This is a genomic window from Polaribacter huanghezhanensis (assembly GCF_030444335.1).
GTDB lineage: Bacteria > Bacteroidota > Bacteroidia > Flavobacteriales > Flavobacteriaceae > Polaribacter > Polaribacter huanghezhanensis.
The window spans coordinates 669,074-693,688 of record NZ_CP128595.1; the positions used below are offsets into that span (position 1 = coordinate 669,074).

The window sequence follows — 24,615 nt, forward strand, 5'->3', positions numbered from 1 at the left end:
ATAAAAATTAAAAATTTTTAGGAAACTTTTCTTGAACAACTTTTAACAGTACATCTGCTGTTAATGGTTTGTTCATAAAGCCAGAAACATAACCAAATCTTTTTGATTTTTCTATATCATCTAGATTTCTTGAAGTAGTAAGCATCATCACAACTATTTTTCCTTGTTGGTCTTTTTTAAGTTTTTTGTAATGTTCAAGAAACTCCCACCCATTCATAGAGGGCATATTAATATCTAAAAAAATGAGATCTGGCTGAGGATGAATTCCGTTTATTGAAGACTCTAAATAATCTAGAGCCTCTTGTCCACTCTGCACAGCAACACATTTTTCTGCGCAGTTTGCTTTTTTAATCATTAATTGATGCAGGAAATTAGTAGATCCATTATCGTCTATTAATAAAATACAATTTAGTTTTTCTTTCATTTTTTTAGGTTTGGAATGTTGAAATAAAATGTACTACCATGGTTTGGTTTTGACTCTACCCAAATTTCACCTTTGTGTAGTTCAATAATCTTATTACAATGCGCTAGACCTATACCTGTGCCCTTATATTTGTCTGTTGAATGTAATCTTTGGAAGATAGCAAAAATTCTTTTTTTAAACTTTTCGTCAATACCAATTCCATTGTCTTTTACAGCAAATGTAAAACCATTATCTTTTATTGCAAATATTTCAATGATTGGTTTTGTGTTTGAATTTCGAAATTTTATTGCATTGCTAATAAGGTTTTGAAACAATAATCGTAATTCTGTTTTGTATGCATAAAGTTCTGGAAGTTTTTCTATTTTTAAAATTGCACCACTATCTTTAATAGTTGAAGCTATATCACTTTTTACTTCTTCCAACAACGTGTTACAGTCAATTTTTATCAACTCTGGATTTTTACCAATTCTTCCATAATCTAGCAAACCTTTTACTAGCTTACTCATTCTTTCTGCAGCATCTTTTATATAACCTAAACTTTTCTGGCCTACTTCATCAAATTGATCTCCATAATTTTCGTTTAATAAATTTACAAAACCAGTAAGTGTTTGAAGAGGTTCTTGCAAATCATGAGAAGCTATATATGTAAACTGTTCTAGTTCTTTATTTTTGTTTTTAATATCGTTAAAACTATTATTTAATGAAACAGACATTTTGTTAAATACCCTTGTTAATTCTGCTATTTCATCATTTCCTAAAACAGCAACTTGCGTATTGTGTATACCGTTGGCTAAACTTTTAGCCCCAATCATAAGCCTTTTTAAAGGCCTTAAAATGCTTCTAGTAACTCTTAAAGAAAATAGCAGTCCTATAATTATAAAAAACAGGGTAGATAATAGTAAAATTTTAGAACTATCTTTAAGCTTATTTGATAAATTAATAAAACCTTGTTCGGATTTTTTAGTGTAATCTCTTTCCAAAAGAGCAATTTCATGGTCTAAAGCAAGAGAATTATTAGTTGCTTTTTCTAGAAATTTTTTGGCTTTTTCTATTTTAGTTTTGTCATCATAATCTTTAGAAGTTACAAGTAATGCATTAATATTTATAGAGTGGCTTTCAAGTTTCTTAGTATTCTCTATAATAGAATCTATACTTTTTCCATATAAATCTTGAATTTCTTTTTCCTCTTTTAATTTTGAAATTAATAACCTAAAATAAGGAAAATCTACATTTGATACTTGTTTTATTTTATTTGTTAAAAGACTGTTTTTTGCATTTGATACTTTATTATTTAGCTTTAATAAAAGCATTTTGTTTGCATTTCTATATTTATTAAACAAATTAACCTTAGGTTTAATTTCTTTAGTTAATTTTTCATACGCATTTTCTGCACTTGAATTTATAGAATTGGTTAAAAAAAGCTGAATTATTATAATCATCATAAATAATCCATAACCTGTAAAAATCTTATATTTTATTTTCTTAAATTTAAACAACTTCTTACTCTTTTATGTTTGTGAATTTTCCTTTTGATTTGTATTCGTATAATGAAAAATATATTCCACTGGAAGCACCATTCGATTTAATAGAAATATTACCACAAACACCTTCAAAATAATGTACATTTAAAAGTTTTTTTCTTAGCCAAGAATCGAAATCATTATTTTTTGTATTGGTAATATTATAATTTTTAAGCACACTTAGCAATATATTTGCAGCATCATAAGCTTGCATAGGAGGCCAAACAGAAAAAGGCTTTTCTTTAAATTTTGATTGATAATTATTTAAGAAATCTTGGGCAGGCACATAGTTTCCATTTTGTGGTGTAAAAAATATAAATTCTGTACCAATAATTGCGCCATCAGAATTTTCATAGTAGTCTTCTTGTAGCAAAACTGTAGATCCAAAAAATTTAGATTCTATACCTAATTCTCTAGCTTGTTTCATAGCAAAACCATACTCTTTATATCCCAAAAAAACATAAGCATCATAATCTTCTGCTTTATATTCTGTTAGTTCTTTCATAAAGTTTGTTTTCTCTTTTTTAAAAGACACTACTTTTGTTTCTATTCCCTCTTTTTTTAATATTTCTTTACAGGTAAAAGCACCTAAATACATAAAGTTATTTGGGTAATGTATAATAATTACCTTTTTAAAATCTAAATCAATAATTCTATTAGCTATTAAACTGTGAGCTTCTTCTGTGGATTTGGCTATTTTAAAAACATTTTCATTTAACTTGTTTAAAGCAGTGTCATTATTACAAGGGTTTATAATAATAACTTTATCCTCTTTAGCTTTTTCACTAATAGCAATAGTACCATCTGTATTGCTAATAAATAACACTTTAATTTTATGTTCTTTTCTTAGTTTCTCATAAGCAATTAAGCCTTTTTCTTTATCCCATTGATCATCTTCTATAAATAAATCAACTTTTGGCTCATTACTTAATCTTGTTTCATTGTATTCTTCTACAGCAAGTTGAATTGCTTTAGAGGGAGCAATACCCAAATCCGTAGCTCTTGTTGTTAAAGGACCTATATAGCCAATGTTTATAGTTTCAACTTTAGATTGACAAGCCATAAAAAAAATCAACACAAAAAAGATAGAAAGAACTCCTAACCTTTTTAAAATGTTTTTATTATTATTCATACTATTTTTTTTAAAATGTTACTTTATATTCTAGTCCATAACCTAAACCTGATTGCTTTTTTGTAAAAAACTGATTAACTCTATACTCTAAAACAAGATAAAGGCGATCAAAAAATTTGTATCCTAGTTGATGTTCTGTTACCCAAGTAAAAGAAATATTACCATTATTATAATTGATAATTTGATCTGCAAAACCTCCTAAATAAAGTCTATTGTTTAATTTTTTTGAAAATAAATTGATATTATATACATGCTCTAATTGAGTTCCGTATTTTGTTTTTGATTGATTTCTAAACTGAACCATCATTAGATTTATTGAATAAGATAGGTTCATTTTTTTAAAAAAACGATCTAATTTTTTTGTGTTGTTAAATCGCCAACGAAAACCTAGTTTTATATCATCATTTTGTTCACCTTTTCTTAAAACATATTGCATAGTAATGTCTAAGGGAGATTTTTTAGTAATTTTATAACGCAAATTATGTTCAGCATACGTAGTCGCTAAATCTGGAGAGCCCAAAAAACCATCATTATTTGTTAAGGAGAAATACTGAACTCTTTCTGAAAGTTGCAACAGAATATTATAGGTTAAAGTGTTAAAGTTTCGAGTATCATTATAGATGTTAAAATCTACAAAGCCTTTTACTTTAAATGGATCTTTACTAGTTTGTGCAGAAACACTTTTACTATTTAATAGTAATAAAAGTAGAAGAATAAATTTAAATACTGAGTAAAACTTAGTATTTATGTTTTTTTTGGGAGGTAGCTTCATGAAAAAAAATAAGCCTCTACAAAGAAAAAACGGATAGAATCTTTTTAGAAATTTACCAAATATAATAAAAAAAACATAAATAAACAAAATCAAGTAAAAAAATGAAGTAAAGTAAGTACCAAATCTTGTTTGTTTTCAATATGACTCATGTGTCCATTAGGAAAAACTACCAACTCAGAATTTGTGTTTTTTGCTTCTTTTACAGAATTTTTATAATCTAAAACAGGATCTTTTTTACCAATAATTAATAATTTTTTACATGGTAAATTCCGTAAAACAGCTTCTCTGTTTGGTCTAATTTTCATACCTTCTTGGCAAGCAATATATCCTTGAAGTGGTGTTTGTAATGCTTCTTGTAAAGCAACTTTCATTTCGTCTTTAAAAACAGTTCTACTTTGTTCACTAAACAAATTGGTGAAAGACATTTGCACCATATTTTTAAAATTCTTCTGCACTAATCTATTTGCTCGTGTTCTCAATGCTTTTCGCTCATCATCATCAGCCAAAGAAGTGGAGTTCATCAAACACAAACCTTTTACTTTCTGTGGCTTTTTCTCTGCAAACGCCAGCGCAACATATCCGCCCATAGAATGTCCAACTAAAATTGATTTTTGAATTTTCAGGTATTTTAAAACTGCTTCAACTGCTTCTGCCATCAATTCCATAGAATGGATATACCCAATACATTCTGTGTTTCCATGACCTAATAAATCAATACAAATAATTTTATTTCGCTTAGAGAGCTCCTTTGCAACTGATTTCCACATAAAAGAATTCTCTAAAAATCCATGCAAAAACACAATTGCAGCACCTTTTCCTGTTGATGAAAAAAAAATTTTAGTATTTTTATAGACGATATTATTTTGCATTGAACAAAAATATGTATCTTTATTGAGGTTCTTTAAATTAAATTTTAAAATGTTTACATCACCTTTTAAAAATATTACAGCAAAAACTAAAAAGAAATTAACGTTTAGTCTTTTTTATCTTTTTATAATAAGTGCTGTTGTTTTAAAGTATTTTAATGTTTATTTAGATACTGCATCTGCTCCCTACGGAATTTTTTCTTTTGAAATGGCCGGTAACCTTGATAAATCTATGGAAATCATCAACTCCTGGTCTCCTTTATCAAAAACATTTGCTGGTTTGAGTTTGGGATATGATTTTTTTTTCTTACTGATTTATACTTTATTTATTTCGCTTTTAATTCATAAAGTAAACGAGCGTTTATGGATTGGAAAACCTTTTTACAAAATTGGTAAATTACTCATTTGGGGTATGTTTTTTTCGGCAATTTGTGATGTTGCAGAGAATGTATCGTTAATCAAATTATTGATTGGAAGTTATAAACAATATTGGTCTTCAATAGCCTTTACTTCTGCGATTGTGAAATTTACGATGATTGGTATTTCTCTTTTATATCTTATTTCTAATACTGTTTTATTACTTTTCAAGAAATCTTCTTAAGTTGAATAAAACAAAAGAAATCTTTATCGTTGGTTTTGCGTTATTTTCTATGTTTTTTGGTGCAGGAAACTTAATTCTTCCTCCTTTTTTAGGGGTTCAGTCTGGAGAAAGTTGGCACTTGGTTGCCCTTGGTTTTTTTGTTACCGCAGTTATTATTCCGATTTTCGGAATTATCGCGCATGCGCGTTTACAAGGAACGATGTTTGATTTTGGAAAAAAAGTATCACCAACATTTAGTGCTACTTACTGTTTCATTGTGTATGCAATATCGATTACATTGCCCGCACCAAGAACCGCTTCTGTAACACACGAAATGGCAATTGCACCCTTTTTTGGAACTTCATCCTTACTAACAAGTACTATTTATTTTGTATTGGTTTTTGTGTTTGTAATGAATCGTTCTAAAATCTTAAACCTCATCGGAAAGTTCTTAACGCCGTTAATTATCATCATTTTATTAGCTGTTATTTTTATCGGAATTACCTCAAATCCAGAAGCAATAAATCCATCAACTTTTAAAACCCCTTTTGTAAGTGGTTTGTTAGAAGGGTATCAAACTTTTGATGCTATTGGGGCTGTTGTTATTGGTGGAGTTTTAGTGATCTCTATGAACTTTAAAAAAGAAACTTCTTTTGAAGTAAAGAAAGAGCTCATTTCTAAAGCCGGAATTGTTGCCGGAATTGGCTTACTTATTATTTATACAGGTTTAATTTATAGCGGTGTTCTTTTTAGCAATTCTTTTGCTAAAAATGCAACCAGAACAGAAATTTTAACCAGTTTAAGTACACAAACATTAGGAAATATTGGCACCACTTTTTTAAGTGTTTTAGTAGCGTTGGCTTGTTTTACAACTGGAGTTGGAATTGTAACTGGTACTTCAGATTATTTTAAAGGATTGTTTAACAACTCACAAAAAGCGTATACAATTACTGCAATTATTGGCTGTGTTTTAGGCGTTTTAATTGGCCAGTTTGATGTGCATTATATTATTGTAATTGCACTCCCAGCATTGATGTTTATTTATCCTATAACCATCATTTTAATTTTACTAAATGTATTGCCAGAAAAAGTAGCGTCTCCAACTGTTTTTAAAGCTGTAGTCGGAATTACCTTTTTATTTAGTATTCCAGATTTTTTAAAGTTTATTATCAACCCAGAGAGGTTAACAAGAATTCAAAGTTATATTCCTTTATCTGAATTTAGTTTGGGTTGGGTTTTGCCAGCAATTCTAATTTTTATAGTTGTGAATGTTTATAAAAACTTTAGGACAAAAACTGCGTAGTTTTTTAAATCAAAAAAAGCGAGTTTTCACTCGCTTCATTTATATTTTTATTTAAAAATTATTGATTCATTAAATCTTCAATTTCTTCTGTTATAATCGGAATATTACGCATCAAATTAAAGGGCTCTCCTTTTTCTTGAATCACCACATCGTCTTCTAAACGAATTCCCATATTTTCTTTAGGAATATAAATTCCAGGTTCAACCGTAAAAACCATATTTGCTTTCATGGGCGTTTTTAAAGCACCATAATCGTGCGTGTCTAATCCCATATGATGCGATGTTCCGTGCATAAAATATTTTTTATACGCTGGCCAGTTTTTATCTTCATTTTGCACATCAGCTTTATCAATCAAGCCTAAACCTAACAATTCTGAAGTCATGATTTTACCAACTTCTTTATGATATTCCGCCCAAATTGTTCCTGGAACTAGCATTTTTGTAGCATCGTTTTTAACTCTATTTACAGCGTTATAAACAGCTCTTTGTCTGTCTGTAAAACATCCGCTTACCGGAATTGTACGTGTCATATCAGAAGAATAATTTGCGTATTCTGCGCCAACATCCAACAACAACATATCGCCCGCTTTACATTGCTGATTATTTTCTATATAATGCAACACACAAGCATTGTAACCAGAACCAACAATTGGCGTGTATGCAAATCCCTTAGAACGATTTCTTAAAAATTCGTGCATAAATTCTGCTTCAATTTCATACTCCATAATACCAGGTTTTACGAATCCTAAAATTCTTCTAAATCCTTTTTCTGTTATATTACATGCTGTTTGCAATAACTCTAATTCTTGTGGTTCTTTTACGCCGCGAATACTTTGTAAAATCGGAAAACTTTTTGCCCAATTATGCGCAGGAAATTTATCTTTAACGCTTTTTATAAATCGATCTTCTCTACTTTCTAATTGTACCGATTGGCGATAATGTTCGTTGGTATTAAAATAAATTGTTTCTGCTTCAGTCATCAAATCAAAAAAGACTTTGTCAAAATCGCTTAACCAATACACCGTTTTTATTCCTGATGTTTTTGTTGCTTGCTCTTTATTTAACTTAGCTCCTTCCCAAACTGCAATATGATCGTTTGTTTCTGTTACAAATAAAATTTCTCTGTGCTTTTTATCTAAGGCATCTGGAAATAACAACAACATACTTTCTTCTTGATCTACACCGCTTAAATAAAAAATATCTCTATGCTGATGAAAAGGCAATGTACTATCCGCGCCCGTTGTAAAGGTATCGTTTGAGTTGAAAACTGCAATTGATTTTGGTTTCATTTGAGCAGTAAACTTTGCTCTATTTTTTATAAAAAGAGGATTATCTATTAAGTGATATTTCATGAGTAAAAGTGTTTAGAAGAACAAATGTAGTAATTTATACAACGAAGATTTGTGCATTTCTTTGAAAATTCTAATATAATTTTATCCTAAAATAAGTACAATATTTTCAAGGATAATTGATTTTCAAATGGTTATAAAAATAAAAAAAAGATAAAAATTGAAAAAATAAAATAAAATAATCTATTTATTACTTATAAAATAGTATCTTTGCGGCTAATATTATTTTAATTATTATTACAATGAGTAAAGGTACAGTAAAATTTTTCAATGAATCTAAAGGATTTGGATTCATCACTGAAGAAGACAACAACAAAGAACATTTTGTACACATTTCTGGATTAATCGATGAGATTAGAGAAGGTGATGATGTAGAATTTGACTTACAAGAAGGTAGAAAAGGAATGAACGCAGTTAACGTAAAAGTTATCTAAGATATACACTTTTTTTTATTAAAAAACGCCTATCAATTTATTTGATAGGCGTTTTTGGTTCTATAAAGTTGTCTAAAATTATCTTCTTTTACTACTATCTCTTCTAGAAGAACGATTGTCATTTCGTTTTCTATTATTATTTGTAGGCTTTTTTGAAGAATTTCTAGGTGCGTGATTTTTCTTCTTTGGTTTATTAGAATTTGGTTTACCAGGTTCTGTTGTGTTATTTGGCTCAAAACCCTCAACAACTTCTGACTCTAATTTTTGCCCTAATAATTTTTCTATTTGTCTAACATACTCCATTTCTTCAATACAAACCAAAGACAAGGCTTCTCCTTTTGCACCAGCTCTACCTGTTCTACCAATTCTGTGCACATAATCTTCAGGAATATTTGGCAATTCAAAATTGATTACATGTGGCAATAACGGAATGTCTAAACCACGTGCTGCGATATCGGTTGCTACTAAAACACGAATGTCGTTGGTTTTAAATTGCGCCAACGCTTTTGTTCTAGCTCCTTGACTTTTATTTCCATGAATAGCAGCTGCAGAAATTTTACTTTCAATTAATTTTTTTGTAAGCTTGTTTGCGCCGTGTTTGGTTCTTGTAAAAACCAATACTTGTTTCCAATTCCCATCAGTAATTAACTTTGTAATTAATGTTGTTTTTTGTCCTTTATCTACGCGATATACTTTTTGATCTACTTTTTCTGCCGTAGAATTTTGCGGTGTAGCTTCTACTAAAACAGGATTGTGAAGAATTTTTGCAGCCAAGTCTTTTATCTCTCTAGAAAAAGTTGCAGAAAATAATAAGTTTTGACGCTTTGCAGGCATCAAGCTCATAATCTTTTTGATATCTCTTAAAAAACCCATGTCCAACATTCTGTCGGCTTCATCCAACACTAAAATCTCCACTCTTTTTAAAGACAAGGCATTTTGATTTTCCAAATCCAACAATCTTCCCGGAGTTGCCACCAAAACATCAACTCCTTGTCTAATGGTTGCTATTTGGGCTTTTGCTTTTACACCTCCAAAAACCACAGTAGATTTCATATTTAAATAAGCGCCGTAATCTCTAACATTGTCATAAACCTGAGCAGCCAATTCTCTTGTTGGTGTTAATATTAACGCTCTAATCGGTCTAAATTTATCACTTCTTGTAGCGTCTAAAATCTGTAACATTGGCAACGTAAATCCAGCTGTTTTCCCTGTTCCCGTTTGGGCAGATGCTAAGACATCTTTTCCTTCTAAAATTAAAGGAATTGCTTTTTTTTGAATTGGAGACGGAGTTTTATACCCTTGTTTTTCAACAGCTTTTAACAAAGCGCTGTTTAATCCTAATGATTGAAATGACATAAATGTGTTTTATAAAATGACGTATGAGAGAAAATGTCATTTAAGAATTTATGCAAAGATACATTGAATTCTATTGGATATGATAACATTTTGTTAAAACTAAAAATTGTATCCTCAGAATTTTTGTTATCTATTTTACAAATACTAACTTAGGCCACCAAACAACTAATCATGAAAAAATTAACCACTTTTTTTACAGCGTTGCTTTTTGCTTCATTAATGAGTGCTCAGCAAACAACGACTGCGAATCAAATTGAAAAAGCTTTACTTCAAAAAGAAGCTTCCACTAAAAATTCTATTGTTAAAGACATCCTATTTACAAATATTGGCCCAACGGTAATGAGTGGTCGTGTTGCTGATGTAGATGTAAATCCAACCGATCCAACAGAATTTTATGTTGGATACGCTTCTGGAGGATTATGGCACACAAAAAACAACGGAATTACTTTTACTCCGATTATGGATACTTCTCAAACTCAAAATATTGGAGACATTGCAGTAGATTGGAAAAGCAATACGATTTGGGTCGGAACTGGAGAAAAAAATTCATCAAGATCTTCGTATGCAGGAATTGGTATTTTAAAATCTACGGACAACGGAAAAACATGGGAGAATGTTGGGTTGACAGATTCGCATCACGTAAGTAGAATCATCATCAACCCAAAAAATCCCAATGAAGTTTTAATTGCTGTAATTGGACATTTATATTCTTCGAATAAAGAAAGAGGAATTTTTAAAACCATTGATGGTGGTAAAACGTGGAGTAAAAAATTATTCATTGATGAAAATACAGGTTTTATCGATATAGAACCTGCTCCAAACAATTTTAATGTGTTGTACGCTGCTTCTTGGGAACGTGATCGTAAAGCGTGGAATTTTGTAGGAAGTGGATCTAATTCTGCCATTTATAAAAGTATTGATGGTGGAGAAACCTGGAAAAATATTTCTGGAAATGGGTTTCCTACCGGAAGCGGTGTTGGTAGAATTGGCTTAGCAGTGTATGACGAAAATACCGTATATGCACTTCTAGACAGTCAATTTGAATTTAAAGAAGATAAAAGAAAAAACAATCCTATTGCACTTGTGCTAAACAGCGAAGTGTTTCAGCATATTACTTCTGAAGAATTTGTAAATCTTGATAATAAAGACATCGATACCTATTTAAAATCTCGTGGATTTCACGAAAAATACAGAGCTTTAAATATTAAAAACTTTGTACAATCTAATGCTTTATCACCTGGAGAAATTCCTGCTTTTTTACAAAGCAGTCAAGCGGTAACCGCAGCTGCGGTTACAGGAGCAGAAGTGTTTTTAACTACAAATGGTGGAAAATCTTGGGAAAAGAAAAACAAAGAAAAATTAAGTTTGTATTCTTCTTATGGATATTATTTTGGAGAAATTAGAGTTGATCCACAAGATCAAAAAGCTGTTTATATTTTAGGGATTTCGTTGATGAAATCTAAAAATTCTGGAGAAACATTTACATCTATCAGTAGAGAAAATGTGCATTCAGATCATCAAGCTTTTTGGATAAATCCAAAACGTTCAGGGCATTTAATTAATGGAAATGATGGGGGTCTTAATATGAGTTATGATGATGGAGAAAGCTGGACTAAATTAAATTATGCACCAGTTGGTCAATTTTATTCAGTTTTTGCAGATAATGAAAAACCGTACAATGTGTATGGCGGACTTCAAGATAACGGTGTTTGGTTTGGTCCAAACAACGCCAGAATTGATAAAAGGTGGGAAGGTTCTGGCCAAAACCCATATAAATCGATTATGGGTGGAGACGGAATGCAAGTTCAAGTTGATAGCCGAGATCATAATATTGTATATACAGGTTCTCAATTTGGAAGTTATGCTCGTTTAAATTTAGCAAACGGAAAACGCAAGAGTATAACTCCAAAAAGTAAAGTAAAAGGAGAAACGTTCCGTTTTAACTGGCAAACACCCATTTTATTATCACCACACAATCAAGATATTGTCTATTTTGGAAGTAATAAATTACATCGCTCTTTAAACCAAGGAAACGATTGGAGTACCATTTCTGGTGATTTAACTAATGGTGAGAAAAAAGGAAATGTTGCTTACGGAACACTCACAACAATTAGCGAAAGTCCTTTTAAATTTGGACTGATTTACGTGGGTTCTGATGATGGGCTTGTAAACCTAACAAAAGACGGCGGAAATTCTTGGACAAATATTTCAAGTTCACTTCCAAAAAACTTATGGGTTTCTAGAGTGAGTGCATCAGCACATAAAAAAGAACGAGTTTATGTGACATTAAATGGGTATCGTTGGGATGATTTTACATCGTATGTTTATATGTCTGATGATTATGGTGCAACTTGGAAAAATATCGGAAATACCATTCCAACTTCTCCGGTAAATGTGATTAAAGAAGATCCAGAAAACGAACATATTTTATACTTAGGCACAGATAACGGATTGTATGTTACTTTTGATAATGGCGGTTCTTGGAATCCGTTTAGTAATGGATTTCCAAATGTTGCTGTGCATGATTTGGTTATTCAAAAAAGAGATAAAGATTTGGTGGTTGGTACGCACGGAAGAAGTCTTTACAGAGCAAACATTTCTAAATTACAAAGCTTCAATTCTTATAAATCAAAAGCAACTCACTTATTCAATATAGATGCAATTAAATTTTCATCTCGTTGGGGAAGTACAAGATGGGGAACACTATTTACTCCAGAAGTAACTATTTCTTTATTTTCTAGTTCTGCTAAGAAAATAACGGTTTCTGTGTATGCTGATAAAGTATTGGTAAATTCTTTTTCTGTAAATGCAAATAAAGGTTTTACAACAGTTAAATACGATGTTTCTTTTTCTAAAAGCGGAAAAAGAGCTTTTGAAAGAGCAAATAAAAAAACAAAATTAAAAGCAGCACAAAATGGCGTTTTCTATTTACCTAAAGGAACATATACTGTAAAAGTAGACAACGAAGAACAAGTGTTTGAGATAAAATAAACAACTCTCTTTTACGAGAACTAAACCTAGAAATCAGTACTTTTATCTTATGAAAAAAGTGCTGATTTTTTATTGTGTTCTTTTTAGCCTTCAAGGGTTTTCTCAAACTGATTGGCAAGCGTTTAAAAAATTATCTTGTGCAGAAAAAACGTGGATAATTTTTCACCCATTTAAAGCAAAAAAAGCATTTAAAATTTCTAAAGAAGCACAAAGAGTTTCAGATTCAATTGCAAAAACACCTTTATTAGATGGTGATAAAAGGAGCGGACAAGTAGATGCTTTTCGGCATGCCTATTGGATGGCGCGTTTGCATCAAGAAATTGGAAAAAATGCTGCATTAAAATTGGGAAAAGCACACGAAAAAAGCAATTATCAACAATACAAAAAAGGGCAATTAGAATACGGAGAAGTTCCTGATAAGATTTCTTCAGAAATGGATTTATTCAACAACACTGTTGGTGTTACATATACCGAAAAAGGAATTCCGTATCCAAAAAACGGCTTGATTTATAGAATTGTAAATGGCATTTTAGCAGGAAACTATAAGGTCATCAAAAAAGACAAAAAAAGAAATTATGTAACTTGTGATGATCAAATTATTTCTCAAAAAGATCTCAAAGGAAAATGGAAAAATGAGAAGTGTTTGATAAACTCTAACTAGTAATTTATTTAAACAAATTCTAAATATTACAGAAAACAAAAAAGTTCTTTGCTTTAACTAAGCATTAGCCGTAAATTTGTACCAATTCTTAACTAACAAAAAATGAGCGGAATCTTAAATTCTTCAATTGCCAGAAAGTTTGCCATGGCACTTTCGGCATTCTTTTTAATGTTATTTTTATTACAACACTTTGTTATAAATCTAACATCTATATTTCCAAACAACGGAAAAACCTTTAACGAATTGTCTCAATTCATGGGAACCAACGCTATCGTACAATATGTAATTCAGCCTGTTTTAATTTTTGGTGTTGTTTTTCATTTTGTGATGGGATTTGTTTTAGAAATTAAAAACAACAACGCAAGAGCTATTAAATATGCTAAAAATAATGGCGCTGCAAATTCTACTTGGATGAGCAGGAATATGATCTGGACAGGTTTGGCCATTTTAGCGTTTATTGTCTTGCATTTTATCGATTTTTGGTTTCCAGAAATCAATACCAAGTTTATCCAAGGAGATTGGTCTGGAATGCACAATGGACAATTGCGATACTTTCATGAGCTACAAGAAAAATTTGTAAATCCTGCAAGAGTTGGAGCTTATGTTGTTGCATTTGTATTCTTAGCACTGCACCTTTTACACGGATTTAACTCGGCTTTCCAATCAGTTGGAGCAAATAATAAATATACTAAAGGATTGAAAACTTTTGGTAAACTATATGCAATCATAATTCCGTTAGGGTTTATTGTTATTGCTTTATTTCATCATTTCAATCACTAATACAAAAACCGTATGGCAACTTTAGATTCAAAAATACCAAAAGGCCCATTAAAAGATAAATGGACAACCTATAAAGACAAAATAAATTTAGTAAACCCCGCCAACAAACGTAATATTGATATTATTGTGGTTGGTACCGGTTTAGCTGGTGGATCTGCTGCTGCAACTTTAGCAGAATTGGGTTACAATATAAAAGCATTTGCATATCAAGATTCGCCACGTAGAGCACATTCAATTGCAGCTCAAGGTGGAATAAATGCAGCAAAAAATTATCAAGGTGATGGCGATTCTTTTTACCGATTATTTTACGATACAGTAAAAGGAGGAGATTACCGTTCAAGAGAAGCAAACGTATATCGTTTGGCAGAAGTTTCTGCAAATATCATCGATCAATGTGTAGCACAAGGAGTTCCTTTTGCTCGTGATTATGGTGGATTGTTAGACAACAGATCTTTTGGTGGAGTTTTAGTTTCTAGAACTTTTTACGCAAAAGGGCAAACGGGTCAACAATTATTATTAGGAGCGTACTCTGCAATGAATCGTCAAATTGCTCGTGGAAAGATTGAAATGTTCAATCGTCATGAAATGTTAGACGTTGTAAAAGTGGATGGAAAAGCACGTGGAATTATTGCTCGTAACTTAATTACTGGAGAAATTGAACGTCATTCTGCACATGCAGTTGTAATTGCTTCTGGCGGATACGGAAATGTGTATTTCTTATCAACCAACGCCATGGGGTCTAATGCAACAGCTGCCTGGAAAATTCATAAAAAAGGCGCGTATTTCGCAAATCCTTGTTATACACAAATTCACCCAACCTGTATTCCGCGTTCTGGAGATTATCAATCAAAATTAACATTGATGTCAGAATCTCTTAGAAATGATGGACGTATTTGGGTTCCTAAAAAGATGGAAGACGTAATGGCGATTAGAGAAGGTCGTAAAAAACCAACTGATTTGTCTGAAGATGAAAGAGATTATTATTTAGAAAGACGTTATCCTGCATTTGGAAATTTAGTGCCTCGTGATGTTGCATCTAGAGCAGCAAAAGAGCGTTGTGACGCTGGTTATGGTGTAAATGCTACTGGAGAAGCGGTGTATTTAGATTTTAAAACTGCCATAGAACGTTACGGAAAAGAACAAGCAAAATTACATCATATTTCGAATCCTACAGCACAGCAAGTGTATGATCTAGGAAAAGAAATTGTTGAAGAAAAATACGGAAACTTATTCCAAATGTATGAGAAAATCGTTGACGAAAACCCATACAAAACCCCAATGATGATTTATCCTGCAACACACTATACGATGGGTGGTGTTTGGGTGGATTACAATTTAATGACAACCGTTGATGGGCTGTATTGTATTGGGGAAGCAAACTTCTCTGATCACGGAGCAAATAGATTGGGAGCTTCTGCTTTAATGCAAGGTTTGGCTGATGGTTATTTTGTATTGCCTTATACTATCGGAGATTATTTATCTCATGATATTAGAACTGGAAAAATATCAACAGATACGAAAGAGTTTGAAGCAGCAGAAAACGAAGTAAAAGAACGTTTAAATTTCTTTATCAATAATAAAGGAGAACATTCTGTAGATTATTACCACAAACAATTAGGAAAAATTATGTGGGACAAAGTTGGAATGGCTCGTAATGCAAAAGGATTGACAGAAGCAATGGCAGAAATTAAAGAATTACGTGAAGACTTCTGGAAAAATGTGAAAGTTCCTGGAGATTTAAATGAAATGAATCCTGAGTTAGAAAAAGCAGGTAGAGTTGCAGATTTCTTAGAATTAGGAGAGTTGTTTGCTAAAGATGCTTTAATGAGAGAGGAATCTTGTGGAGGTCACTTTAGAGAAGAATCTGTAGAATTAGATGGAGAACAAAAAGGAGAAGCAAAACGTAATGACAAAGATTATGCTTTTGTTGCTGCTTGGGAATACAAAGGAGCACCTGCAGATGCGGTGTTGCACAAAGAAGAATTAGAGTTTAACGACATTGAATTAAAACAACGATCTTATAAATAAGACACCAATTGATTAATGTAGCAATGTAACAATTGGTACATTTTCAAATTGATCCATTTTCAAATTGATAATTATGAACCTTACATTAAAAATCTGGAGACAGAAAAGCGCTAAAGATAAAGGGCAAATGGTTGAGTACAAAGTGACTGAAATTTCAGAACACATGTCATTCTTAGAAATGATGGATGTATTGAACGAACAATTAATTAATACTGGAGAAGAACCTGTTGCTTTTGACCATGATTGTAGAGAAGGAATCTGCGGAATGTGTTCGATGTACATCAACGGAGAAGCTCATGGGCCAGACAGAGGAGTTACAACCTGTCAATTACATATGCGTATGTTTAAAGATGGTGATACGATTACCATTGAACCGTTTAGAGCAAAAGCATTTCCTGTAATTAAAGATTTGGTTGTTGATAGAACTTCTTTTGAACGCATACAACAAGCTGGCGGATTTATCTCTGTAAACACTTCTGGCAATACACAAGATGCAAATTCAATTCCAATTTCTAAACATGTTGCAGATGAAGCAATGGATGCGGCAACTTGTATTGGCTGTGGAGCTTGTGTTGCTACTTGTAAAAACTCTTCGGCAATGTTATTTGTTGGCGCAAAAGTTTCTCAATATGCATTATTACCTCAAGGTCAAATTGAAGCAACAGATCGTGTTTTAAACATGGTTGCGCAAATGGACGCTGAAGGTTTTGGAAACTGTACAAATACTGGAGCCTGTGAAGTTGAATGCCCAAAAGGAATTTCTTTAGAAAATATTGCTCGTATGAATAGAGAATATTTAAGCGCAAGTTTAAAAGGGTAAATAAATATTCAAATAATACATTAAAACCACTTAGAATTCTAAGTGGTTTTTTATGGTTTAAATTTTAAATTCAGTGCTAAAAAAAGCCTTTTGATTTATCAAAAGGCTTTTACTATTTTACATTATTTTATTATGGATTGATGGTCCAAGAAACATAGTATTGAGAACCAATTGCTCCAACTCCTGGTGCACTAAAATACTCTTTACCACCTAAATTAGCTCCACCAATTTTTAAGGTTGACTTATATTTTGGCATTCTATAATTTATTTGAGCATCAATTACTGATCTTGCGTCAATTGTTCCGTCATAAAAAGACGATTGCCATAAGAAAGCATCTTGCCATCTAAAGTTTACGTTAAAACCTACGTTTTTAAACACATCAAATTTACCAAACTGCATTTTAAATTTATGCTCTGGAGTATTAAACCCTGCTTCAAAATCTGGGTTACTTGCTCCACTTTCGTTAAACTTAGCATATGTATAATTAAAGCTGATATTGAAACCATCTAAAACTTTAGTTCCAACGCTAATTCCTGCTCCATAAGAATGAATATCGGCATCAGAATTTGTATCAAAAGCCACCCCTTTATAATCTCCGTTACCTAAAGCAATTAAAGCGATTGGAGTAATACCTTGTTGACCTCCTGTAACTGGTCCTAAATCTACAGCATCATTAAGAGCAACACTACCATATAATGGCGCAACCACATTTTCACTTGCAATAAAGTCTTTATACTTATTGTAATAAGCACTAAAATCAATTGTAAATCCTTCTATTAATCCTCTATAACCAACTTCAAAAGCAGTTACGTGTTCTGGTTTTACAAAGTTTACCTTAGATTTCTTTAAAGTTGCAGGATTCCCATAACCAGGAGATCCTGGGGTAGCAAATGCTCCTACAGAACTTGCTGTCCAAGAATTATTATAAGCAGATGTTCCTGTTAATACTTTTGAAGTTCCTATCCCGCTTGTTCCACCAGTAACAGCGTTGATATATCCTGCCAAAGCTGGATTAATTCCTAATGCATATGGAGATGATCTATATCTATTGATATTGTCTGGCGCAGTACCCACTAAGATTCCTGCTCCTGCATCCAATCCAATATATTGATCTTGCGTTGTTGGATTTCTAAATCCTGTTTGGATAGAAGCTCTAAAATTATGGTTTTTGTCTTCACCTGCAGCATACGCTAATGATAATCTTGGAGAAACATTTCCGTTAAAGTTTTGTGCTTTGTCATATCTTCCAGAAGCAGTAATTTTTAACCTGTCGTCCATTAATTTCTTTTGACCTTGAACATATGCTCCATATTCATTATAATTTATAGCTCCATCATAATCTGTAAAGATTGTTCCATGAGAGTTTAAAGAATATTGTCTAAAAGATCCACCAACTTGTACCTCTGCAAAATCGATATAATCTCTTAAATTTAAGTTTGCGTCTGCATGGTATAACTTAGTATTATCAACAAATTTAGAACCTGTTGTTAAATTTGGGTCTGATGTTACTTTCGCTTTGGCAGCTTCAAATCCTGGTGTTCCAGGTACTAATCGATTTCTATCTGCAAAAGCTCTAGCGGCATCATGATTCATTCTTGGCACTCCAAATCCTGTAAAAGCTCCTAAATATGCACCTGCATATTCTTGAAACCATGCTTTATCAGATTTCCATTGTCTATTAATATTAATAGCTGCAAAACGAGTATCATAAGAATCTCCAGCATCTTCTTGAGTAACATATCCTCTAACAAAGAAATTTTTACCTTTTACTTCTAATTTATGTTGAGACATGTAGAAGTTTTTAATATTGTATCTGTTTTGTCCTTGATAAATTGTGTTTCCTGTTCCGTATTTAGAATTCCAAATGATCTCTACACGATCGTTTCCAAAAGGTCTATAGTTTAAAGACAATCCTAATTTTACACTTTTAGCGCTATTGTCCATTAAGTCATTATCAGTATATCCTGTTCTTGTTACTCTTGAAGTCCCTAAAGTACCTACTGGAGTTGACGCCAATGCATCCCAGTTTAATGTTGTTCCAACTTCATCACCATACACATTTAATCCATTATACGCTGGATTACCAACATGACTTGTAGATGCTGGATTTACTTCATCTCTATAATCTACAGCATACCATTCAGTACCTTTTAAGTAAGATAATGTTGCTTTTGCAGCAAAATAATCTGAAAATGCATACGCCATTCTAATACTTGTATCTATATAATCATTTGTTCCAGCAGCTTCTTGAACTGTTACTCCCTTTTTTAACACATAGCTAATTCCCTGGCTATCAAAAGGCGACTTGCTTGTCATAAACATAATACCATTAAATGCATTTGCTCCATATAGTGCAGAAGATGCTCCTGGTAATAATTCAACTGTTTTTACATCTAGTTCAGACATTCCTAACAAATTACCTAAAGCAAAGTTTAATGCTGGAGAAGAATTGTCCATTCCGTCTACCAATTGCATAAAACGTTCGTTAGAAAAAGTTGCAAATCCACGAGTATTAACAGATTTAAAGGTTAAACTATTTGAATTAATATCAACTCCTTTCAAATTTTCTAAACCATCATAAAATGTTGGAGAAGATGTGTTTCTAATTGCTCTAATATCCATTCTTTCTACTGTAACCGGAGATTCCATAATACGCTCTGGAGTACGAGAAGCAGAAATAACCACTTCGTCTAAAGAAGTAGCATTTTCGGTTAGAGAAACTGTAACTACTTGATTGTTCTTTGTAATCGCAACTTTTTGAGCTTTATAACCTAGCATAGAAATTTCTAAATTAAAAGGCGGTGTATCCGTTACTTTTATGGTGAATTTTCCATCAAAATCGGTATTTGTACCAACTGATTTTCTTTCAACTTTAATATTGGCGCCAGGTAATGGCTCACCATCAGCATCTGTAACTGTTCCTGAGACTGTTGTCTGAGCAAACATAATTACGCTGGTAAACATTGCAAATGCAATAAGTAATAATTTTTTCATAATGTAAAATATTTGTTATCTATTGTGCAAAGTACAATTTTTTTTGAATTTGTTAAAGAAGTACTAATAAAATTAAATGTTTCTCATTTTTTAAATTTTTGATTGCAAATTTGACATTCTTGTTTTCTTGTAAAATTTCCTTTCAAACAAAATGTCAAGTTGTAACTTTGTAGAAAAATTTTTTCTTTGGAAGTAATCCATTCTCTTTCTAATTATCATCATACAGAAAATACTGTTGTTACTATTGGCACGTTTGATGGAGTCCATATTGGGCATCAAAAAATACTTGAACAAGTTGTAAAAACAGCTAAACAACTTGATAAAAAATCTGTTTTACTAACATTTTTTCCGCATCCAAGAATGGTTTTACAACAAAACGCAGCAATAGAGTTGATAAATACAATTGATGAACGCGCCGATCTATTATCAAAAACAGGATTGGATTATTTAATTATTCATCCGTTTAGCATGGCGTTTTCGAGATTATCTGCGCTAGATTTTGTGAAAAAAATATTGGTAAATCAATTGCATACCTCTAAATTAATTATTGGGTATGATCATCATTTTGGAAAAAATAGAGAAGGAAATTTAGAGCAATTAACAGAATACAGTCATTTATACAATTTTGAAGTGGAAGAAATCCCTGCTCAAGACATCAATGATGTTGCGGTAAGTTCTACCAAAATCAGAAAAGCCTTATCCGAAAAAAACATAAAAACAGCTAATAACTATTTGGGCTACAACTTTATGTTAAACGGCACCGTGGTAAACGGCAAACAGCTAGGCGGTAAAATTGGCTTTCCGACAGCTAATTTAAGTATTAAAGAAGAGTATAAATTGATTCCTAAAACGGGCGTTTACGTTGTAAAATCAAAAATTGATAACACCACTGTTTTTGGAATGATGAATATTGGTTTTAGACCAACTTTAGAAGGAAAACACCAAACAATTGAAATCCATTTTTTTGATTTCAAACAAGATCTTTACCATCAGAATTTAACCATAGAAATTTTATATTTCCTAAGAAACGAAGAAAAATTTGATTCTGTAGAAAAACTTATCTTACAACTAAAAGAAGATCAAAAAACAGCACAAAACTACATTCAAAACAATATTTAAAAGGCATTGCTAAATTGTTGTAGTTGCTTTATCTTTGTGCCTCTTAAAAAACATAAAAATGTTACAGGTTCAGTTTATTAGAGACAACAAACAAACTGTTTTAGACGGTTTGGCTAAACGTAATTTTGCAAACGCAGAAACAATAATTAATGATGTTTTATCAACTGATGAGAATCGTAGAAATACACAAACATCACTTGATAATATTTTAGCAGAATCTAATACCATTTCGAAAGAAATTGGAGAACTTTTTAAATCTGGTCAAGCTCAAAAAGCAAACTTATTAAAAGAAAAAACCACACAACTTAAAGAACAATCTAAAGAGTTGACAGAGCAATTAAACGATTTTACAAATGCGTTACAAGAGTTGTTATATCAAATTCCGAATGTACCACACACTTCTGTAAAAGCTGGTAAATCTGAAGAAGACAACGAAATTGTTTTTTCTGAAGGAACAATTCCTGATTTAGGAAAAGACGCACTGCCTCATTGGGAATTAGCTAAAAAATATGACATCATAGATTTTGAATTAGGAACCAAAATTACTGGCGCAGGGTTTCCTGTGTATAAAGGAAAAGGAGCAAGATTACAACGTGCGTTAATCAACTATTTCTTAGATAAAAATATTGAAGCGGGTTATAAAGAATACCAAGTTCCGCATTTAGTAAATACAGCATCTGCAACTGCAACCGGGCAATTGCCAGATAAGGACGGACAAATGTATCATTCTACAGTAGATGATTTATATTTAATTCCAACTGCAGAAGTGCCAATTACAAATATGTTTAGAGGAAACTTAATTTCTGAAAGTGATTTTCCTATTACCTGTACTGGCTACACACCTTGTTTTAGAAGAGAAGCTGGAAGTTACGGTGCGCATGTTAGAGGTTTAAACAGATTGCATCAATTTGATAAAGTAGAAATTGTACGAATAGAACATCCAGATAAATCTTATGAAGCTTTAAACGGAATGGTAGAGCACATTAAAGGGATTTTAAGAGAATTAAAATTACCGTACAGAATTTTACGTTTGTGTGGTGGCGATACAGGATTTACCTCTGCATTAACATTTGATTTTGAAGTGTTTTCTACAGCACAAGACAGATGGTTAGAAATTAGTTCTGCATCAAACTTTGAAACTTTTCAAGCAAATAGATTAAAGCTTCGTTTTAAAAATAAAGAAGGAAAAAGTCAGTTGGCACATACATTAAACGGAAGTTCTCTTGCATTGCCTAGAGTTTTAGCAGGAATTTTAGAAAACTATCAAACCGAAAATGGAATTAAAATTCCAGATGTATTAGTGCCGTATTGTGGTTTTGATATTATTGAGTAAACAGTTTTCAGTTACAGTTCTCAGCCAATTAAGAACTGCTTACCGGTACTGTAAACTGCAATCTAGTTTGCAACAACAGCAACCATTAATCTTTTATATTTATTCATTTCTAATAATGCATTTAGATAGGCCGCTATTTGTCCATTTTGCATAAACACTTTAGAATTCTTTTTTGCTTGCTCGTATTGTTTGGTTAATTCGCTCATGATTTCAAAATTTGTTAGTTCTTATATCTTATAGACAAGTTTTGTGCCAAAATGTTACAACACCTTTCTAGAAATCGTTTGATTTAATAAAAATTTAACGTTCTTGTTCTTATCTTTGAATACCATGAAAAAAACCATTATTCTCTTTTTTATTTTCATTAGCTCGTTAAGTTATGGGCAAGAAGATTATCTGTTGGCAGAAAGATATTATAGTAATGGGGAATACGAAAAAGCAACACAATTATTTAAAGTGTTGTTTGATAAAAATCCGTTTAACACTACGTATTTAAAAAGGTTGATTAGTGCCTATCAAGAAACATCGCAATTTGAAACTGTAGACAAACTACTAAAACAACGTTTGATAAAATACCCAACTCACACTTATTTATATGTTGAATTAGGCTATAATTACGAAAAACAACATCAAAAAGAAACGGCAAAAATATATTATGATAAAGCCATCAATTCTATAAAGGAAAATCCTGGAATGGGCGGTTTTATTGGTCGATTATTTAAAGAAAATGCCTTGTTAGATTATGCTATTTTGGCTTTTGAAGAAACAATTCGCTACAATAAGAACGCAAATTATGAGTTTCAAATTGCTCGGATTTATGGCGAAAAAGGAGCCTTTGAAAAAATGTTTACTTCGTATATTGATTTGATTGATAAAGAAGAAAATGCGTTAAATTTTGTACAACAATCTACAAGCAGGTATATAACAGATGACCCACTAAATAGCAACAATGTTTTATTTAAAAAAGCATTGATTAAAAAATCGGTTAGCAATCCTAAAGATGTTTGGAATCAATTATTAAGCTGGCTTTTTATCCAGCAAAAAGAATATGAAAAAGCGTTTGTTCAAGAAAAAGCACTGTACAATAGAAGTCCAGAATATCTTGTAAATATGATTGCTCTAGGACACAATTCTTACAATAACAACGCATTTGAAACAGCTAAAAAATGCTTTGATTTTGTGTTAGAAAAAAGTCCGTTTATAGATCAAACTTTAATTGCAAACTTGTATTCCGTTAAAATTGCCATTGCCACAAATCAACAAAATATTGATTCGCTTTTTGATGCCATTTTTACGCGTTACGGAAAAAAATCTGCCACTTTAAATATTCAATTAGAATATGCAGATTACTTAACTTTTAAAAAAAATGATCCAGAAAAAGCAATAGACGTTTTAACACATGCGCTAGAAATTACAACATCCAAATTTCAAAAAGCAGCAATTAAATTAAAACTAGGCGATGTGCATGTGTTTATTGGTAATTATAACCGAGCGTTAATTTATTTTTCTCAAGTGCAAACGAGTATCAAAAATCATCCGTTAGCGCAAGAAGCACGATTTAAAGTTGCACAAACTTCATATTTTAAAAATGATTTTAAATGGGCTTTTGCGCAATTAAAAGTACTAAAGGCTTCAACTACGCAATTAATTGCAAATGATGCTTTGGACTTGTTTTTAATTATCTCTGACAATCAACCTAAAGACTCTTTAGGCCTTGGATTGCAATTGTATGCAAAAGCAGATTTGTTCGCTTTTCAAAATAAAAATACACAAGCAATTGATACGTTACAAAAAGTAATTGCCGAATATAAAGGTCAGAAAATTGAAGATGAAGCGTTGTTTAAACAAGCAAAATTATTTACGAAAACAAAGCAATTTCAGAAAGCAATCGACAATTATACTCAAATTATCACTTTAGATAAAGAAGGGATTTTTGTGGATGATTCACTCTATCAAATTGCAGAAATTTATTACAATCAATTAAAAAACACAGAAAAAGCTTCGGAGTACTATCAAAAGATTATTTTTGAACATCCTTCGAGTATTTATTTGGTTGATGCTAGAAAAAAATACCGAAAAATTAGAGGAGATACAATCAATTAAATAATGTATCCATAAAAAAGTGTAACCATAATTGTTGCATTAATTCATTG

20 protein-coding genes are annotated in these 24,615 nt (G+C 31.7%); 11 read left to right on the forward strand and 9 right to left on the reverse strand.

Translation table 11 applies throughout. The annotated features are described in order from the left end of the window. Positions 1-7: 7 nt before the first annotated feature. The 5 genes from KCTC32516_RS03270 to KCTC32516_RS03290 form a co-directional block, all read right to left on the reverse strand. Entirely contained in the window at positions 8-424 is a 417-nt protein-coding gene (locus tag KCTC32516_RS03270) for a response regulator (protein ID WP_301401909.1), read from the reverse strand. Further along, positions 421-1,920: an ATP-binding protein gene (locus KCTC32516_RS03275; RefSeq protein ID WP_301401910.1), complete on the reverse strand. Its 1,500-nt coding sequence runs from the start codon at positions 1,918-1,920 to the stop codon at positions 421-423. The genes KCTC32516_RS03270 and KCTC32516_RS03275 overlap by 4 nt, the downstream gene beginning before the upstream one ends. Positions 1,921-1,924: 4 nt before the next feature. Next, positions 1,925-3,076 carry an ABC transporter substrate-binding protein gene (locus KCTC32516_RS03280; RefSeq protein WP_301401911.1) on the reverse strand — a complete coding sequence of 384 codons (1,152 nt, stop codon included), beginning with the start codon at positions 3,074-3,076 and terminating at the stop codon, positions 1,925-1,927. 10 nt (positions 3,077-3,086) lie between these two features. Beyond that, complete coding sequence (locus KCTC32516_RS03285; RefSeq protein ID WP_301401912.1) at positions 3,087-3,848, reverse strand: hypothetical protein; 762 nt, start codon at positions 3,846-3,848, stop codon at positions 3,087-3,089. An 89-nt stretch (positions 3,849-3,937) separates the two neighbouring features. Beyond that, positions 3,938-4,717 carry an alpha/beta fold hydrolase gene (locus KCTC32516_RS03290; RefSeq protein ID WP_301401913.1) on the reverse strand — a complete coding sequence of 260 codons (780 nt, stop codon included), beginning with the start codon at positions 4,715-4,717 and terminating at the stop codon, positions 3,938-3,940. Between the two features lie 49 nt (positions 4,718-4,766). Between KCTC32516_RS03290 and KCTC32516_RS03295 the strand changes: the two genes are divergently transcribed. Next, positions 4,767-5,315 carry a hypothetical protein gene (locus KCTC32516_RS03295; RefSeq protein WP_301401914.1) on the forward strand — a complete coding sequence of 183 codons (549 nt, stop codon included), beginning with the start codon at positions 4,767-4,769 and terminating at the stop codon, positions 5,313-5,315. Position 5,316: 1 nt separating this feature from the next. After that, positions 5,317-6,597 carry a branched-chain amino acid transport system II carrier protein gene (gene brnQ, locus KCTC32516_RS03300; RefSeq protein WP_301401915.1) on the forward strand — a complete coding sequence of 427 codons (1,281 nt, stop codon included), beginning with the start codon at positions 5,317-5,319 and terminating at the stop codon, positions 6,595-6,597. A gap of 58 nt (positions 6,598-6,655) precedes the next feature. Here the strand turns inward: brnQ and KCTC32516_RS03305 are convergent, their stop codons facing one another. Beyond that, positions 6,656-7,948, reverse strand: coding sequence for an aminopeptidase P family protein (locus KCTC32516_RS03305; RefSeq protein ID WP_301401916.1), 1,293 nt, complete (start codon positions 7,946-7,948; stop codon positions 6,656-6,658). A gap of 239 nt (positions 7,949-8,187) precedes the next feature. On the opposite strand from KCTC32516_RS03305, the gene KCTC32516_RS03310 reads away from it, so the two are divergent. After that, entirely contained in the window at positions 8,188-8,379 is a 192-nt protein-coding gene (locus KCTC32516_RS03310) for a cold-shock protein (RefSeq protein WP_301401917.1), read from the forward strand. Between the two features lie 78 nt (positions 8,380-8,457). Here the strand turns inward: KCTC32516_RS03310 and KCTC32516_RS03315 are convergent, their stop codons facing one another. Next, entirely contained in the window at positions 8,458-9,735 is a 1,278-nt protein-coding gene (locus KCTC32516_RS03315) for a DEAD/DEAH box helicase (protein ID WP_301401918.1), read from the reverse strand. Positions 9,736-9,906: 171 nt separating this feature from the next. On the opposite strand from KCTC32516_RS03315, the gene KCTC32516_RS03320 reads away from it, so the two are divergent. The 5 genes from KCTC32516_RS03320 to KCTC32516_RS03340 all read left to right on the forward strand — a co-directional run bounded on the left by KCTC32516_RS03320 (position 9,907) and on the right by KCTC32516_RS03340 (position 17,015). Continuing rightward, entirely contained in the window at positions 9,907-12,726 is a 2,820-nt protein-coding gene (locus KCTC32516_RS03320) for a VPS10 domain-containing protein (RefSeq protein WP_301401919.1), read from the forward strand. 49 nt (positions 12,727-12,775) lie between these two features. Further along, positions 12,776-13,387: a DUF6973 domain-containing protein gene (locus KCTC32516_RS03325; RefSeq protein WP_301401920.1), complete on the forward strand. Its 612-nt coding sequence runs from the start codon at positions 12,776-12,778 to the stop codon at positions 13,385-13,387. A 102-nt stretch (positions 13,388-13,489) separates the two neighbouring features. Next, entirely contained in the window at positions 13,490-14,167 is a 678-nt protein-coding gene (locus tag KCTC32516_RS03330) for a succinate dehydrogenase cytochrome b subunit (protein ID WP_301401921.1), read from the forward strand. 12 nt (positions 14,168-14,179) lie between these two features. Further along, complete coding sequence (locus KCTC32516_RS03335; RefSeq protein ID WP_301401922.1) at positions 14,180-16,195, forward strand: fumarate reductase/succinate dehydrogenase flavoprotein subunit; 2,016 nt, start codon at positions 14,180-14,182, stop codon at positions 16,193-16,195. A 73-nt stretch (positions 16,196-16,268) separates the two neighbouring features. Further along, positions 16,269-17,015: a succinate dehydrogenase/fumarate reductase iron-sulfur subunit gene (locus KCTC32516_RS03340; protein ID WP_301401923.1), complete on the forward strand. Its 747-nt coding sequence runs from the start codon at positions 16,269-16,271 to the stop codon at positions 17,013-17,015. A gap of 130 nt (positions 17,016-17,145) precedes the next feature. Here KCTC32516_RS03340 and KCTC32516_RS03345 read toward each other — a convergent pair whose 3' ends face one another. Next, the gene (locus KCTC32516_RS03345; protein WP_301401924.1) at positions 17,146-20,010 is read right to left on the reverse strand and encodes a TonB-dependent receptor; all 2,865 of its coding nucleotides are present in this window, start codon (positions 20,008-20,010) and stop codon (positions 17,146-17,148) included. 186 nt (positions 20,011-20,196) lie between these two features. Between KCTC32516_RS03345 and KCTC32516_RS03350 the strand changes: the two genes are divergently transcribed. Both KCTC32516_RS03350 and serS read left to right on the forward strand, forming a co-directional pair. Beyond that, positions 20,197-21,129 (forward strand): bifunctional riboflavin kinase/FAD synthetase, encoded by a 933-nt coding sequence (locus tag KCTC32516_RS03350; RefSeq protein WP_301401925.1) that lies wholly within the window; start codon positions 20,197-20,199, stop codon positions 21,127-21,129. A 58-nt stretch (positions 21,130-21,187) separates the two neighbouring features. Beyond that, a complete protein-coding gene (gene serS, locus KCTC32516_RS03355) occupies positions 21,188-22,462 on the forward strand; it encodes a serine--tRNA ligase (RefSeq protein WP_301401926.1) in 1,275 nt (424 codons plus the stop codon). A gap of 62 nt (positions 22,463-22,524) precedes the next feature. On the opposite strand, the gene KCTC32516_RS03360 is transcribed toward serS, so the two are convergent. Beyond that, entirely contained in the window at positions 22,525-22,668 is a 144-nt protein-coding gene (locus KCTC32516_RS03360) for a hypothetical protein (protein WP_301401927.1), read from the reverse strand. Between the two features lie 124 nt (positions 22,669-22,792). On the opposite strand from KCTC32516_RS03360, the gene KCTC32516_RS03365 reads away from it, so the two are divergent. Next, entirely contained in the window at positions 22,793-24,565 is a 1,773-nt protein-coding gene (locus KCTC32516_RS03365; protein WP_301401928.1) for a tetratricopeptide repeat protein, read from the forward strand. Positions 24,566-24,615 lie beyond the last annotated feature (50 nt).